This is a genomic window from Rhodococcus koreensis (assembly GCF_900105905.1).
Taxonomy (GTDB): domain Bacteria; phylum Actinomycetota; class Actinomycetes; order Mycobacteriales; family Mycobacteriaceae; genus Rhodococcus_F; species Rhodococcus_F koreensis.
In genome coordinates, this window is record NZ_FNSV01000005.1 from 5973478 (window position 1) to 5987868 (window position 14391).

Here is a 14391-nt window from a genome sequence, read left to right on the forward strand (position 1 = left end):
CGGTACTCCTACGACAAACGCACCGCCGTAACCGGGACAAAGCGTGGCCGGTACGGCGGTGCGTCGCGCACGTGGAGGGCGGGTGCCTGACGCCGACACATCAGGTCAGGCACCCGCGCAGTTCGTTCAGTCAAGAAGGCGCTCCTGATTCCTGAACGAACGTATTGCCGCAGGGAATATGTTCCCCGCGAAGATTTTTCGTGGTGTCAGTTGGTCGCGGTGGACACGTCGAACTCGATGGTGCCGAAGCCTTCGAAGTCGCCGACCCAGCGGCCGGCCTGGTTCATGGGAACTGCCTGCAGGCAGCTGCCGGGGAGGATGACCTGGCCGGCCTGGAACTCGACGTCGTAGGCGGCGAGGCGGTTGACCAGCCAGGCGACCGCGGCGAGGGGGTTGCCGAGGATGTTGCGGGTGTTGCCGGCGATGACCTCGCGCCCGTTGAAGTGCAGGGAGCCGTTCATGTCGCGCAGGGTGAGGTCGGTGATGCGGCGGGGGGTGCCGCCGAGGATGACCGCGCCGGTGGATCCGTTGTCGGCCAGCGTGTCCGGGAGGTCGATGGCCCAGTCCTGGACGCGGGAGTCGATGATCTCGATGGCGGGCACGGCGTAGTCGATGGCGTTGATGACGTCGGCGACCGTGATGTTGGGCCCGTGCAGACTGCTCTTCAGCACGAATGCGGGTTCGAGTTCGACGAACGGTTCGATGTAGTCTTCCCGTTCGAGGGTGGTGCCTTCGTAGGCGAAGATGCTGGCGAGCAGGAATCCGTAGTCGGGCTGGCCGAGGCCGAAGGCTTCCTGCATGACCTTCGCGATGTTGCCGAGCTTGTATCCGACCAGGCGGTCACCGCCTGCGACGGCGTGTTCGACGTTGATGCGCTGGACGGCGAAGGCGGAGTCGGCGTCGAGGGCGGGCCAGGTCTTGGTCGGCGCGGTGATCGGTGCCCCGTTCACGCGTGCCGTACGCAGGGTGGCCGCGACGTCGTGGAGTTCGGTGGTCTGCATGGGTGTCCTTGTCGGGTCGGTGGGTCAGACGGCGTCGACGGTGCGGTTGCCGAAGCGGAGACCGGGGTGATCGTCGCGGAGCCGGACGGCGCCGGGGCCGTAGAGCTTTTCGCGCAGGGTGGAGCCTTCGTATTCGCTCCACATGGTGCCGCGGCGCTGCAGTTCGGGGACGACGAGTTCGATGAAGTCGGCGATGTCCTGGTACTTGATGGCGTTGGCGAGGTTGTAGCCGGCGATACCGGTCTCGTTCATCCACCGGGTCAGTTCGTCGGCCACGGTGGTGGGGGAGCCGACGATGGTGGGGCCGGTGCCGCCGATACCGACGAATTCGGCGATGTCGCGCGGGGTCCACTCCTTGTCGGGGTCCATCTTCGAGAACAGGTCGACCATGGTCTGTCCGGCGTTGGTCTTGACGTGCTTGAGGGGCACGTCGGGGTCGAACTGCGACATGTCCAATCCGGTCCAGCCGCTGTAGCGGGCCATCGCCCCGGTGTAGCTCACGAGCTTGCGGTAGCTCTCGTACTTCGCGTGGGCTTCTTCGTCGGTCGGTGCGCAGACGACGTTGAGCATCTGCAGGACGTGCACGTTGGCCGGGTCGCGGCCGGCCTCGGCGGCGAGGCTGCGGAGGCTGTCGACCTGCTTCTTCAGCGCCGGGATGGACACGGCGTTGACGAACACCGCCTCGGCGCTGGCGGCGGCGAGGGCGCGGCCCTTGGACGAACCGCCGGCCTGGAAGATCACCGGGGTGCGCTGCGGGGACGGCTCGCACAACGCGAAGCCGGGAACGGAGAAGTACTTACCCTTGTGCTCGATGTTGTGCACGCGGCTCGGATTGATGTACACGCCCCGCTCGGCGTCCCGGACGACCGCGTCGTCGTCCCAGGATCCCTCCCACAGCTTGTAGCAGACCTCGAGGTACTCGGCGGCCATGTCGTACCGCTCGTCGTGCGGAACCTGCTGTCCGGTACCGAGATTGCGGGCTGCGCTGTCGGAGTAGGAGGTCACCAGGTTCCAGCCGACCCGGCCGTCGGTGAGGTGGTCGAGGGTGCTGAACTTGCGGGCCAGCGCGTACGGGTGCTCGTAGGAGGTCGACCCGGTCAACCCGAATCCGAGGTTCTTCGTCACCGCAGCCATCGCGGAGACGGCCATGAACGGATCCTGCGCGGGGATCTGCGCGGCATCGGCGAGGGCCGCGTCGGCGTTGCCCTCGTAGATGTCGTGGTAGCCGACGTTGTCGGCGAAGAAGATGCCGTCGAACCGGGCCTGTTCGAGCAGTTTGGCGTACTCGGTCCAGTAGGCGAGGTTCTTGTAGTTCGCGCCCTGATCCTTCGGGTGCCGCCACAGGCCGGCCGACAGGTGCGCCGGGCCCTGGTAGTCGAAGGCAAAGATCCGCATGCGCTGAGACGCCATTGTCTATCTCCGTTCACTTTTTGAACACGTAGTTCATGTGTTGAACAACACTGTAAGAGGTGGAATAAGTGGGCGTCAATAGTGCATTTCGCAAGAAGTGCCCCCCGGAACTTGTCGATGCTCGCATCCCCGTCACTTCACGACGCATTCACTTTATGGTCGGCATGTTCAAATAGTGGATGGGCGTGTAGAACATAGTCCATGCGTGCCATTCAGGTCTCTCGTCTCGGTGGTCCCGACGTTCTCGAACTCACCGAGGTCCCCGATCCTCGGCCCGGTCCGGACGATCTGCTCGTCCGGACCGAGGCGATCGGCGTGAACTTCATCGACACCTATTTCCGGACCGGGATGTACCCGCATCCGCTGCCGTACGTTCCCGGCGACGAGGGCTCGGGTGTCGTCGAGTCGGTCGGTGCCGGGGTGCGCGGCTTCGCGCCCGGTGACCGAGTCGCGTGGTGCGGGGCAACCGGCAACTACGCCGAACGGGTGGTGGTGCCCGCCGCAGTCGCAATCGCGGTACCGGACGGCGTACCCGCCCCGCAGGCGGCTTCTGCACTGGCGCAAGGCATGACGGCCCACTACTTGGCGTACTCGACCTACCCGGTGCAGTCCGGCGACACCGTGCTCGTCCACGCCGGGGCCGGCGGCGTCGGATTGCTGCTGACCCAACTGGCCACGAAGCTGGGCGCGCGGGTGATCACCACTGTCTCGTCGGATGTGAAGGAGAAGCTGTCGCGCGAGGCCGGCGCCGCCGAGGTGCTCCGTTACGACGACGACATCGCCACCCGCGTCCGCGAACTCACCGACGGGGAGGGCGTCGCCGTCGCCTACGACGGGGTCGGCGCGGCCACGTTCGAGGCGAGCCTCGCGTCCGTCCGGGTCCGTGGCACCCTTGCCCTCTTCGGCGCCTCGAGCGGCCTGGTACCGCCGTTCGACCCGCAACGGCTCAATCCCGCAGGGTCCCTGGTCCTCACCCGTCCCACACTCGCGCACTACATCCGCACCCGTGAGGAACTCACCTGGCGGGCAGGCGAGGTCTTCGCGGCCGTTGCGGACGGCTCGTTGCACGTTCGCGTCGGCGCGCACTACCCGCTCGAACACGCCGCCGACGCGCACCGAGACCTCGAGGCCAGAAAGACCACCGGTGCCGTCGTCCTCGTCCCCTGACCCCGAGCCATACGGACGTACAATTCTGCTGGCGATGTTCATACCCGCATCGACGGAGTGATTCGTGTCGAACCTGACAGTCGGCGACTTGGTGGCCATGCGGCAACTCGCGTGCAGCGTGGTGGCCGGCGCTGCCGGTACCGGCCGGATCGTGGTGTGGGCGCAGGTGTGCGAACTGCCCGACCCGTGGAACTGGCTGGGTAAGGACGACCTGTTGATGACCACCGGTATGAGCCTGCCGGCAGCGGCGGACGCACAGCGAGAGTTCGTGCGACGTCTCAGCGAGGCGGGTTTGGCCGGTCTCGCGATCGGCGACGACCTGCTCGCGCCCCCGCTGACGCAGGACATGCTGGCCGAGGCGGACGAGCAGTGCTTCCCCGTCGTCTCGGTCGGTCATGCAACACCTTTCGTCGCGATCGGCCGTACCGTCGCCATCGCGGCCCAGAGCGTCCAGGTCAGTCGAATCGCCCGCTTGAGCCGGCTCTACGACGCCACGCAGGCGGCACCGGAGGACGAGACGTCGCTGCTCGATCGGGTGTCGGCGGAACTCGGACACCGACTCCACGTCGTGGACGTCGAACTCGGCAGCGAGGTGCTGCGCGACGCCCGTCCGCTCGGCGACGATCTCGTCGACGAACTCCGCCGCAGCGTCGGCGGCCGGCTCGACGGTCTTCCGTCGAGGGTATCGATCGACGCCGGCGCCGGGACGGTGGCGACAGCGTTCCCCCTCGCCACCCACCGCAGGTGCATGCTCGTCGCGGCCGAGCACGCCGACATCGAGGTCGACGCGTTCGTGTTGTTGCATGCGCAGAGCCTCGTCGGCGTGGAAGTGGAGCGGGTGACCCGGGAACGTGAACGCACCGATGTGGTGCGGGCGGAGCTGCTCGAGCAGATGATCACCGGATCGATCAGCGCGGAAGCTGCCACACCTCGCCTCGGACAACTGGAGTTGGCCGATACCCACTGGTGCGTCATCGGATTCGACGCATCTCACCTCCAGACGGCCCGCACGCTCATCGGGGACCGCGGAGTCCCGTACCTGTCGTGCTCGGTAGGGGACGAGGGGTACCTGATGGTCCCGAGCGCCGACGCCGACCTGACGGCGGATCTCCTCGACCGCCACATCGATGCGATGGGAATGTCAGCCCGTAACGCGACGACTCGACGGGTCCCGGACAGCGTTCGTCAAGCCCGGTGGGCTCTCCAGGCCGCGCGGGCGGCGGGCGGCGGTCTTGCCGAGTATTCGACCGCGGCCCCCCTGTTCCTTCCCCGAACCTTGACCGAGGCACATTTCGCGACGCGGGCCGTGCTGGGGAAGGTCATCGACTACGACGCGGCCAATCACAGTGATCTCGTCGAGACGCTCGACGTATTCCTGTCCATGGATCGGAACTGGTCGGCAACCGCGGAAAAGCTTGTCATTCACCGCCAGACGCTCGGATACCGACTACGCAAGATCGAGGGCCTCACCGGCCGAAGCATGAAGAGCTCCGCAGACATCGCCGACTTCTGGATGGCGCTGATCACCCGCCGGATCAGTAGCGTCCGGGACTGAGACGAGAGGAAGACGATGTCGAGACTCACCGTCGGCGACCTCATCGCCATGGATCAGCTCGGGTGCGCTGCCGTCGCCGGTGTGGCGGGACTCGATCGCCGGATCGTGTGGGCACACACCTCGGAACTCGACCCCTGGGACTGGCTGGGAGCGGACGAGCTGCTGATGACCGCCGGGTTGTGCGTGCCGCCGGACGAGCCGGCACAGTGCACGTTCGTCGAGCGCCTCCACGAAAAGGGATTGGCGGGCGTCATCATCGGTGACGACGCGACAGCGCCACCGCTCACGGCCGCGATGCTCGCTGTTGCCGACCGACTGGGTTTCCCCATCCTTCGGTGCAGCCACACCACCCCGTTCGCGGCCATCGGACGGACGGTGGCCCTGGCCAGTCAGAGTGTTCAGGTCAGCAGGGTCGCACGGCTGAGCCGACTCTACGAACACGCACGCTCGACGTCACTGGCGGAGACGAGTCTCCTTGTCCGGCTGTCCCGCGAGCTTCGCTACACGTTGCACGTCGTCGACGTCGAGTACGGCACCGAAGTTCTCCCCACCGACAATGCACTGTCCGACAAGACCATCCGCGCGTTGGCCGCGCGGGTCGCCGGAACCCTCGATCGTCTTCCCGCCCACCTCACGCTGATGGACGGTGCCGACTATGTGATGACCGCCCATGCCCTTCCCACTCACCGGAAATGCATGCTGGTGATGGAGGGAAGCCCGGCCACGGACGTCGATGCCTTCGCCCTGCTGCATGTGCGAACCCTGATCGGCGTCGAAGTCGAAAAGGTCACCAGGGAGCGGGAGCACGCCGACGAGGCCGGTGAGGGCCTGCTGCGGAGAATTCTCGCCGGAACCGACGCCGCCGAGGCGGTGACACCACTGCTCGAACAGTTCGACCTCGCCGAACCCGAATGGACGGTGCTGAGCTTCGGAACCGACTTCCTGCCGGCAGCGCGGACGATAACCGGCGACCGGGGCGTTCCCCACGTGACCGGCACACTCGACGAACACGCGTACATGCTGATTCCGACCGGCCGGAGCCCGGAGACCATCGACGTGCTGAGCGGCAGAACCCGGGCGATGGGAGTGTCACCCTCGGCGACCACGATCGGGCAGATCTCCGACAGCGCTCGTCAGGCGGGTTGGGCGCTGGACACCGCCCGATCGACCGGCGTACCCGTCACCCGATACTCCACCGACGCACCACTGTTCGTGCCGCGCACCCTGACCGACGCCCGGCACGCCACCGACGCGATCCTCGGAGATCTCCTGCTGTACGACCGGGGACACGAGTCACACCTCGTCGAGACGCTCGAAACCTTCCTCACACACAACCGAAGCTGGACGGTGACTGCCGAGCAGCTCGGAATTCACCGGCAGTCTCTTGCCTTTCGTCTCCGGAAGATCGAGTCCGTGACAGGTCGCAATCTCAAGGCGTCCTCGGACATCGCGATGCTGTGGCTGGCGCTCCGCGCCCGCGCCCACGCGAGGGCGCTGACCGACTGATTCAGGGTCTGTCAGACGGCGGCGGCCGCGCGCAACCCGTCGAGGACGGCCTCTTCGACGGTGCGCGGGGCGAGGCAGTCACCGACTCCGGTGAACGGGATGCCGGTGGATTCGACGTCGGCGAGCAGGGTGTCGTTCTGCTGGTGGCCGAGGGCGAGGACGAGGCCGTCGATGCCGTCGAGGATGATCGGTTCGCCGGTCAGGGTGTTGACCAGATACACGGTGTCGTCGTCCGCCCCGAACAGGCGGGCGTGGGGGACGATGCGCACCTTCGCTTCGGTGGCCGCGCGCAGCATCGACACCCGGGTGAACTGCTGCAGGTTCTCGCCGGCCGCGTAGCCGTTGACGCACAGGGTCACCTTGCGCCCTTCGCGGGCAAGCATTTCCGCGACCCCGAGCCCGGTCCAGTCTCCGCGCCAGTCGGCCACGACGATCTCACCCTTGGGGGTGTTGCCGCCGTTCGCGCCGATCACGTCCCACGCCTCGAGCACCGGCATGTCGCCGTCCAGTTCGAGGTGCGGCCGGTACGGGGTGGCGCCGGTCGCGATGATGACGTGGTCGGGTCGTTCCGCGGTGATCATCGCCGCATCGACCTCGACGCGGGTCTTCACGATCACCCCGTAGCGGTCGAGTTCAGACTGCAGATTGGTTGCGGCGCCGCCGAACTCGGACCGGCCGGGCAGCCTCTCGGCGAGCAGTACCTGCCCGCCGACCCGGCCGCTCGCCTCGTAGAGGGTGACCCGGTGCCCGCGCTGGGCGGCGACCACGGCGGCCTTCATCCCGGCGGGTCCGCCGCCGACGACCATGACGTCCGTCGGTTTCGGGGTGAGCACCAGCGTGCCGAACTCGCGTTCGCGTCCGGTCTCCGGTCGCTGGATGCAGGAGATCGGGTAGCCGGATTGGAAGTGGCCGATGCACGCCTGGTTGCAGCCGATGCAGGCCCGGATGTCGTCCGGCCGCTCGGCGAGGGCCTTGGCCGGCATGTCCGGGTCGCAGATCAGGGCTCGGGTCATCGCGCAGGCGTCGGCCTGACCCTTGGCGACGACGATCTCGGCTTCCTGCGGTTGGTTGATCCGTCCGGCGACGAGCACCGGAATCGACACCGCCGCCTTGATCTTCGCCGCGGCGGGCGCGGTGTAGGCGGCCTCCTCGCTCATCGGCGGAACGATGTGCATGGACCCGGACCGACTCGCGGACGTGCCCTCGGTGACGTTCAGGAAGTCCAGCAGCCCGTCCGCGTCGAGCCGTCGGCAGACCTCGACGATGTCGGTGGGTTCGTCCTCCACCGAGGAGTGCTCGATGCCGGACACGCGGACGCCGACCGCGAATCCCGATCCGACCGCCTCGCGGACTGCGGCGATGATCTCGCGCAGAAACCGCATCCGATTGTCGAGGTCGCCACCGTACTGGTCGGTGCGCAGGTTCAGTTCGGGGTTGAGGAACTGGGCGGGCAGGTAGCCGTGGCTGGCCACGATCTCGACACCGTCGAGTCCGGCCTGCCGGAGCCGGCGCGCCCCGGCCGCGTATCCGGCGACGACCTCGGCGATCATCGCCTGGGACATCGGCCGCGGCATGACCCGGAATCGTTCGTTCGGCACGGCCGACGGGGCGTACGCGACCGGAAGTGCACCGTCCTGGGATTCCATGATCTCCCGGCCCGGGTGGAACACCTGACCGAACAGCGCGCACCCGTGCTCGTGGACGGCGTCGGCGACGCGCCGGTAGCCCTCGATGCAGCTGTCGTCGGTGGCCATGAGGACGTGGTACGTGTACCGCGCGGTCTCGTGGATCCCGGCGACCTGCATGACGATCAGTCCGGCGCCGCCGGCCGCCCGGGCGCGATGGTATTCGACGAGCTGGTCGGTGACCGCGCCGTCGTGCACCATCACGGTGTCGTGCCCGGAGGAGAAGATCCGGTTCTTGAGGGTGACGTCGCCGACCTGCAGGGGGGAGAACAGCGTCGGAAAGAGGGTCTCAGACATGGAAATCCCAGTTCTGTACTGGTGGTGGAAGGGTGGCTAGCTGGCGTCGGTGTCGGCGAGGACTCGCTGGGCACCGGCCACGGCGACGGCGTCCGCTTCGAAGAGCATGCCCTCGACGAGGAACGAGTTCTGCACCGCGGTCACGGCGGGATACGGGGCGGAGAAGAACTCGGCGCGAACCTTCTTGAACGTGTCGAAGTCGTCGCGGTCGCCCAGGTAGGCGGTCAGCTTGACCACCGACGACATCGACGCGCCGTGCTGGGTCAGGATCTTCTCGATGTTGCGGAACACCTGGCGGGCCTGCGCCTCGAAGCCGCCGTCGACGAGGTTGCCCGCGTCGTCGTAGCCGGCCTGACCGGACGTGAACACCAGGTCCCCGGCCTTGGCGCCCTGGCTGTACTGGGCGGACTGCGCCCAGGTGAAGGGGGCGGGGCGGGTTTCGACGATGTTCTCGGTGGTCGTCATGGTGATCCTCTCGGTAGACGTCCCGGGAGTACGGGACCGCGGTGGCTGACGAGAGGGAACGCTATGGCACGGCTCACCAGGGCGTAACCGTACTGTTGGACAAACCCGTATCACCGCTTTAGTCAGGCGTACGTGTTTCCGCGTCCTGTGCGGGCCCTACCCGCCCTCGCGCAGCAGCGCGACGTCGGACACCATCCGAATGTGATCGGCCATCGCACGGGAGGCGCCCGCGGAGTCCCGGTCGCGAATCGCCGTCGCAATGCGACGGTGCCCTTCGAGCGAGGCCCGCGGGCGTTCGGCCTGGGAGAGGGATTCGATCCGGGTCTCCCGGATCAGCCCGGAGATCTCGTGCATCAGCTTGGCCAGCAGTGACGAGTGCGCCGCGACGGTGATGGCCTCGTGGAACTGCTCGTCGCCGACGACGCCGCGATCGCCCGCGGCGATCTCGGACTCCATCGTCGCGAGGGCGGAATCGATCGCCGCCATCTCCGCGTCGGTCCGGCGCTCGGCGGCGAGCCCGGCAAGTTTGACCTCGAGTGCCTCGCGGGCCTCGATCACCTCGGGCAGGCGATCGGCGTGTTCCCGCAGGGCCTTGACCGCGCGTTCCTCGATGGGCTGTCGGACGAGGACGGCGCCGTCGCCGTGCCGCACCGACACCACGCCCTGCACCTCGAGGGCGACGAGGGCCTGACTCAGGGACGCGCGGGACACCCCCAGTTGAGCTGCGAGTTCGCGCTCGGCGGGGAGGCGGTCGCCCGGCGTCATCTCGTGTTCGGCGATGTGGGCGCAGAGTTGCTCGACGATCACCTCGTACAGCCGCGGTCGCGCTACCGGACGCAGTTGCTCAGCCACTGGGCCACCCACTCTCCATTCCACTGAAACTACTCCACGGTATCTCCCGGAGGCGGGTAACCGCACGCACAGTTGCTGTTGACAGTGATCCACAACACTGCTTCGATGAAGTGGCTAGGCCAATTTGCCACTGAGTCAATTCTCGGAGCGTCGGCCGGTACCAGTTGCCACTGCCACAGAACCGGAGACTTTCATGTCGACCGAGTTGATCCCCATCCTCGCGCTTGCCGTCATGTTCCTGGCGGCGACCGTGCTGCCCGTGAACATGGGCGCCCTCGGCTTCGTTGCCGCCTTCTTCGTCGGCACCCTGTCGCTGCACATGAGCAGCGACGACATCATCGCCGGATTCCCCAGCAGCCTGTTCCTCACGCTGGTCGGCATCACCTACCTCTTCGCGATCGCCCAGAACAACGGCACCGTCGACCTGATGGTCCGCGGGGCGGTCCGGCTGGTCCGCGGTCGTGTCGCCCTGATCCCCTGGGTGATGTTCGGGATCACGGCGGTCCTCACCGCGATCGGTGCGCTCGGCCCCGCCGCCGTGGCGATCGTCGCGCCGATCGCTCTCGGCTTCGCCGCGCGGTACAAGATCAACGCCCTCCTGATGGGCATGATGGTCGTGCACGGGGCCCAGGCCGGCGGATTCTCGCCGATCAGCATCTACGGCGTCACGGTCAACGACATCGCGTCCAAGGCAGGACTGACCAACAGTCCGCTGACCCTCTTCCTCGGAAGTCTCCTGTTCAACGCCGCGATCGGGGTACTGCTGTTCGTGTTCCTCGGCGGGCGGGACCTGATCGGGCGCAGCGTGCACGACGACGGTGTCGAGGAGACGGCGGGAACCGGTGCCGGCGGCTCGGGCGGTGGAGCGCCGACGACCGGCGGCGACGCGGGGTCGGGCGGGGCCACCGCCACCAAGGTGCGTCCGGCGCAGACCCTCGCGGGCTCACCTGCGCGCCCCGGCGTCACGTTCGATCAGGCCCTCACTCTGGTGGGTCTCGCCGCGCTCGCCGTGTTCTCGCTGATCCTCGATCTCGACGTGGGATTCATCTCGATGACGGTGGCCGTCGTCCTGGCGCTCGCCTCGCCGAAGGCGCAGAAGGGTGCGATCGCGCAGATCAGCTGGTCGACGGTGCTGCTGATCGGCGGCGTCCTCACCTTCGTGGGCGTCCTGCAGGAGGCGGGCACCGTCGAGTACGTCGGCAACGCGGTCGCGAGTCTGGGCATGCCGCTCCTCGTCGCCCTGCTCCTCTGCTACATCGGGGCCATCGTCTCCGCCTTCGCCTCGTCCACGGCGATCCTGGGCGCGACGATTCCGCTGGCGGTGCCGTTCCTTCTCGCCGGTGAGGTGGGTGCGGTGGGTGTCATCGTCGCGCTCGCCATCTCCTCGACCATCGTCGACGTCAGCCCGTTCTCGACCAACGGAGCGCTGGTCCTCGCGAACGCGCAGAACGTCGATCGAGACCGGTTCTACAAGCAGATCCTGAAGTACAGCGCCCTCGTCGTTGCCATCGGGCCGCTCGCGGCCTGGGCGATTCTCGTGGTGCCCGGCTGGCTCTGACCGCCGGCGGGTAGGCGTCCGGCCCGCCACCTCGAAAACTCGGCTCTTGACATCGGTCGAATCAGATGTTTCATTTAATTGGCTAGTCCACTAGGTCACCGAACCAACAGTCCAGCTATCGCGGCTCTCGCCAGGAAGTAACGGTGGTTTCACATGTCCACGAAAACGATGGAGCGCACGGGTCCGCTGCAAGGAGTGGTCGTCGTCGATCTGACGCGCGCACTGGCGGGTCCCCACGCGGCGATGATGCTCGGCGATCTCGGCGCAGACGTCATCAAGGTCGAAACCCCCCACGGCGGCGACGACACCCGCGGGTGGGGGCCGCCGTTCGTCGAACCCGCCGACGCGCCGCGCGAATCGACGTACTTCCTGTCCACGAACCGGAACAAGAAGTCGATCACCCTGGACCTCAAGGCCGAAGACGGACGCGACACCCTCGAGTCCCTCATCCGGCGCGCCGACGTCCTCATGGAGAACTTCCGCACCGGGGTCCTCGACCGGCTCGGGTTCACCACCGAGCGTCTCGCCGAACTGAACCCGCGCCTGGTCGTCCTGTCCATCAGCGGTTTCGGTCACGACGGACCCGAAGGCGGACGCGCAGGCTACGACCAGATCGCGCAGGGCGAGGCCGGACTGATGTCGCTGACCGGACCCAATCCCGACGAGGTCCAGCGCGTCGGCGTGCCCATCGCGGACCTGCTCGCCGGCATGTACGGGGCGTTCGGCGTCGTCGCCGCCCTGCAGGAACGTGAACGCACCGGACGGGGCCGCGTCGTCCGAACGTCGTTGCTGGCCAGCGTCGTCGGCGTGCACGCCTTCCAGGGAACGAAGTGGACCGTCGCCGGCGAGGTCGGCGAGGCGCAGGGCAACCATCATCCCTCGATCTCCCCGTACGGGCTGTTCCGCACCGCCGACGGCGCCGTGCAGATCTCGGTCGGCAGCGAAGGGCTGTGGAAGCGGTTCTGCGCGGGCTTCCACCTCGACCCCGACGCCCCCGGCATGGCCACCAATCCCGAACGCGTCGAGAACCACAAGCAGGTCCTCGAACTGGTCGAGGACGCGTTCGGCGCGTACACGAGCGACGAACTCCTGATCGAACTCGACCGGATCGGGGTGCCCGCGGGACGCGTCCGGACCATCTCCGAGGTCTACGAATGGGAGCAGACCAAGTCGCAGGGGCTGCTCGTCGACGTCGACCACCGCACACTCGGCAACATCACGCTGCCCGGCCCGCCCCTGCGGTTCTTCGAACCGGACGGCACCGAGGTCACCGAAACCCGGCACACCGCACCGCCGGTCCTCGGCGCGGACAACGACACCGTGATGTCGTGGCTGAAGGAATGCAGCTGATGGCGCGCTTGACCGCTCCCGAACTGCTCGATCTGGTGGTCGACGCCGGCACCTGGGAGTCGTGGGACACCCCACCGATCCAGGTCGCGGCGGACTCCGAGTACGCGGACGAGCTTCTCCGCGCGCAGGAGAAGACCGGCCTCGACGAGGCGGTGCTCACCGGAGTCGCCACCATCCGCGGCCGCCGAACCGCAATCCTCGTCTGTGAGTTCGGTTTTCTCGGCGGCTCCATCGGCGTGGCGGCGGGGGAGCGTCTGGTCGCCGCGATCCGCCGCGCCACCCACGAGCGGCTTCCGCTGCTCGCCCTGCCCACATCGGGTGGGACCCGCATGCAGGAGGGGACGACCGCCTTCCTGCAGATGGTGAAGATCACGGCGGCGGTGATCAAGCACAAGGAGGCGCACCTGCCGTATCTCGTCTACCTCCGGAGCCCCACGACCGGCGGGGTGTTCGCGTCCTGGGGATCGCTGGGCCACGTCACCATCGCGGAACCGGGAGCGCTCGTCGGATTCCTGGGGCCGCGCGTGTACGAGGCGCTGTACGACGCGCCGTTCCCGACGGGTGTCCAGACCGCCGAGAACCTGCACGCGCACGGACTCATCGACGCGGTGCGGCCGCCGGACCAGCTCGCCGAGATCGTCGACCGCGCGCTGCGCATCATCACCTCCAGCCGCGGTGGCCGACCGGCTCCCGCCGACCCCGCCGTGCACGAGAGTCTGCCGGACGTTCCCGCGTGGGAGTCGGTGCTCGCGTCGCGACGCGAGGACCGGCCCGGGGTGCGCGACGTGATGTTCCATTCGGCCTCGGATGTTCTCCCGCTCAACGGAACCGGTCAGGGAGAGATCGATCCGGGTCTGATCCTCGCGCTCGTCCGGTTCGGTGACATGCCCTGCGTCCTGCTCGGGCAGGACCGTCGCGGGCAGACCACACGGTCGCCGCTCGGCCCGGCCGCCCTGCGGGAAGCGCGCAGGGGAATGCGGCTGGCGGCGGAACTGAACCTGCCGCTGGTGACGGTCATCGACACCGCGGGAGCGGCATTGTCGAAGGAGGCCGAGGAGGGCGGGCTCGCCGGCGAGATCGCGCGCTGCATCGCCGACATGGTCTCACTCGACGTTCCCACGATCTCCCTGCTGCTCGGGCAGGGCACCGGCGGCGGCGCGCTCGCGTTGATTCCGGCCGATCGGGTGCTCGCGGCCCAGCACGGCTGGCTCTCGCCGCTGCCGCCCGAGGGTGCAAGCGCGATCCTGCACCACGACATCGCGCACGCGCCGGACATGGCCGCCCGGCAGGGCATCCGGTCGTCCGATCTCCTCGCGAGCGGCATCGTCGACGAGGTGATCCCCGAATTCCCCGATGCAGCCGAGGAATCCACGGCCTTCTGCACCCGGGTGGGTGCGGTGCTCCACCGCGAGCTGGCGCTCCTCGATGCGGCGGACACCACCGAGCGACTCTCCGAACGTGCGGCGCGATTCGACCGGATCGGTCTGTTGCAGCCCGCACCTGCATGACCGCGGTGCCGGGGATCCCGATCGGATCCCTGGCACC

The 14391-nt window shown here is 67.8% G+C and carries 11 protein-coding genes; 6 read left to right on the forward strand and 5 right to left on the reverse strand.

Annotated features, from left to right (window positions below):
• Nucleotides 1-206: 206 nt before the first annotated feature.
• Together BLV94_RS31735 and BLV94_RS31740 are read right to left on the reverse strand one after the other, a co-directional pair.
• The gene (locus tag BLV94_RS31735) at nucleotides 207-1001 is read right to left on the reverse strand and encodes a 2-keto-4-pentenoate hydratase (protein WP_072936894.1); all 795 of its coding nucleotides are present in this window, start codon (nucleotides 999-1001) and stop codon (nucleotides 207-209) included.
• Nucleotides 1002-1025: 24 nt separating this feature from the next.
• Nucleotides 1026-2411 (reverse strand): LLM class flavin-dependent oxidoreductase, encoded by a 1386-nt coding sequence (locus BLV94_RS31740; protein WP_072936895.1) that lies wholly within the window; start codon nucleotides 2409-2411, stop codon nucleotides 1026-1028.
• A gap of 201 nt (nucleotides 2412-2612) precedes the next feature.
• On the opposite strand from BLV94_RS31740, the gene BLV94_RS31745 reads away from it, so the two are divergent.
• From BLV94_RS31745 to BLV94_RS31755, 3 genes are all read left to right on the forward strand, one after another.
• The gene (locus BLV94_RS31745; RefSeq protein WP_072936896.1) at nucleotides 2613-3578 is read left to right on the forward strand and encodes a quinone oxidoreductase family protein; all 966 of its coding nucleotides are present in this window, start codon (nucleotides 2613-2615) and stop codon (nucleotides 3576-3578) included.
• Nucleotides 3579-3642: 64 nt separating this feature from the next.
• A complete protein-coding gene (locus BLV94_RS31750) occupies nucleotides 3643-5133 on the forward strand; it encodes a PucR family transcriptional regulator (RefSeq protein ID WP_072936897.1) in 1491 nt (496 codons plus the stop codon).
• 15 nt (nucleotides 5134-5148) lie between these two features.
• The gene (locus BLV94_RS31755; RefSeq protein WP_072936898.1) at nucleotides 5149-6639 is read left to right on the forward strand and encodes a PucR family transcriptional regulator; all 1491 of its coding nucleotides are present in this window, start codon (nucleotides 5149-5151) and stop codon (nucleotides 6637-6639) included.
• Between the two features lie 11 nt (nucleotides 6640-6650).
• On the opposite strand, the gene BLV94_RS31760 is transcribed toward BLV94_RS31755, so the two are convergent.
• The 3 genes from BLV94_RS31760 to BLV94_RS31770 form a co-directional block, all read right to left on the reverse strand.
• A complete protein-coding gene (locus BLV94_RS31760) occupies nucleotides 6651-8621 on the reverse strand; it encodes an oxidoreductase (RefSeq protein WP_072936899.1) in 1971 nt (656 codons plus the stop codon).
• Nucleotides 8622-8657: 36 nt separating this feature from the next.
• Nucleotides 8658-9086 carry a RidA family protein gene (locus tag BLV94_RS31765; RefSeq protein ID WP_072936900.1) on the reverse strand — a complete coding sequence of 143 codons (429 nt, stop codon included), beginning with the start codon at nucleotides 9084-9086 and terminating at the stop codon, nucleotides 8658-8660.
• 156 nt (nucleotides 9087-9242) lie between these two features.
• A complete protein-coding gene (locus BLV94_RS31770) occupies nucleotides 9243-9938 on the reverse strand; it encodes a FadR/GntR family transcriptional regulator (protein ID WP_072936901.1) in 696 nt (231 codons plus the stop codon).
• A gap of 193 nt (nucleotides 9939-10131) precedes the next feature.
• On the opposite strand from BLV94_RS31770, the gene BLV94_RS31775 reads away from it, so the two are divergent.
• The 3 genes from BLV94_RS31775 to BLV94_RS31785 all read left to right on the forward strand — a co-directional run bounded on the left by BLV94_RS31775 (nucleotide 10132) and on the right by BLV94_RS31785 (nucleotide 14354).
• Nucleotides 10132-11496, forward strand: coding sequence for an SLC13 family permease (locus BLV94_RS31775; RefSeq protein ID WP_072936902.1), 1365 nt, complete (start codon nucleotides 10132-10134; stop codon nucleotides 11494-11496).
• A 153-nt stretch (nucleotides 11497-11649) separates the two neighbouring features.
• Nucleotides 11650-12846 carry a CaiB/BaiF CoA transferase family protein gene (locus BLV94_RS31780; RefSeq protein ID WP_072936903.1) on the forward strand — a complete coding sequence of 399 codons (1197 nt, stop codon included), beginning with the start codon at nucleotides 11650-11652 and terminating at the stop codon, nucleotides 12844-12846.
• Nucleotides 12846-14354 (forward strand): carboxyl transferase domain-containing protein, encoded by a 1509-nt coding sequence (locus BLV94_RS31785; protein WP_072936904.1) that lies wholly within the window; start codon nucleotides 12846-12848, stop codon nucleotides 14352-14354. Before BLV94_RS31780 ends, BLV94_RS31785 begins: the two co-directional genes overlap by 1 nt.
• Nucleotides 14355-14391: the final 37 nt, after the last annotated feature.

Excerpts from the sequence above, each read along its gene's own strand:
- BLV94_RS31745 (WP_072936896.1), top strand. The coding sequence starts at position 2,613 with ATGCGTGCCATTCAGGTCTCTCGTCTCGGTGGTCCCGACGTTCTCGAA.
- BLV94_RS31755 (WP_072936898.1), top strand. The coding sequence starts at position 5,149 with ATGTCGAGACTCACCGTCGGCGACCTCATCGCCATGGATCAGCTCGGG.
- BLV94_RS31775 (WP_072936902.1), top strand. The coding sequence starts at position 10,132 with ATGTCGACCGAGTTGATCCCCATCCTCGCGCTTGCCGTCATGTTCCTG.
- BLV94_RS31760 (WP_072936899.1), bottom strand. The coding sequence starts at position 8,621 with ATGTCTGAGACCCTCTTTCCGACGCTGTTCTCCCCCCTGCAGGTCGGC.
- BLV94_RS31735 (WP_072936894.1), bottom strand. The coding sequence starts at position 1,001 with ATGCAGACCACCGAACTCCACGACGTCGCGGCCACCCTGCGTACGGCA.
- BLV94_RS31740 (WP_072936895.1), bottom strand. The coding sequence starts at position 2,411 with ATGGCGTCTCAGCGCATGCGGATCTTTGCCTTCGACTACCAGGGCCCG.
- BLV94_RS31765 (WP_072936900.1), bottom strand. The coding sequence starts at position 9,086 with ATGACGACCACCGAGAACATCGTCGAAACCCGCCCCGCCCCCTTCACC.
- BLV94_RS31780 (WP_072936903.1), top strand. The coding sequence starts at position 11,650 with ATGTCCACGAAAACGATGGAGCGCACGGGTCCGCTGCAAGGAGTGGTC.
- BLV94_RS31785 (WP_072936904.1), top strand. The coding sequence starts at position 12,846 with ATGGCGCGCTTGACCGCTCCCGAACTGCTCGATCTGGTGGTCGACGCC.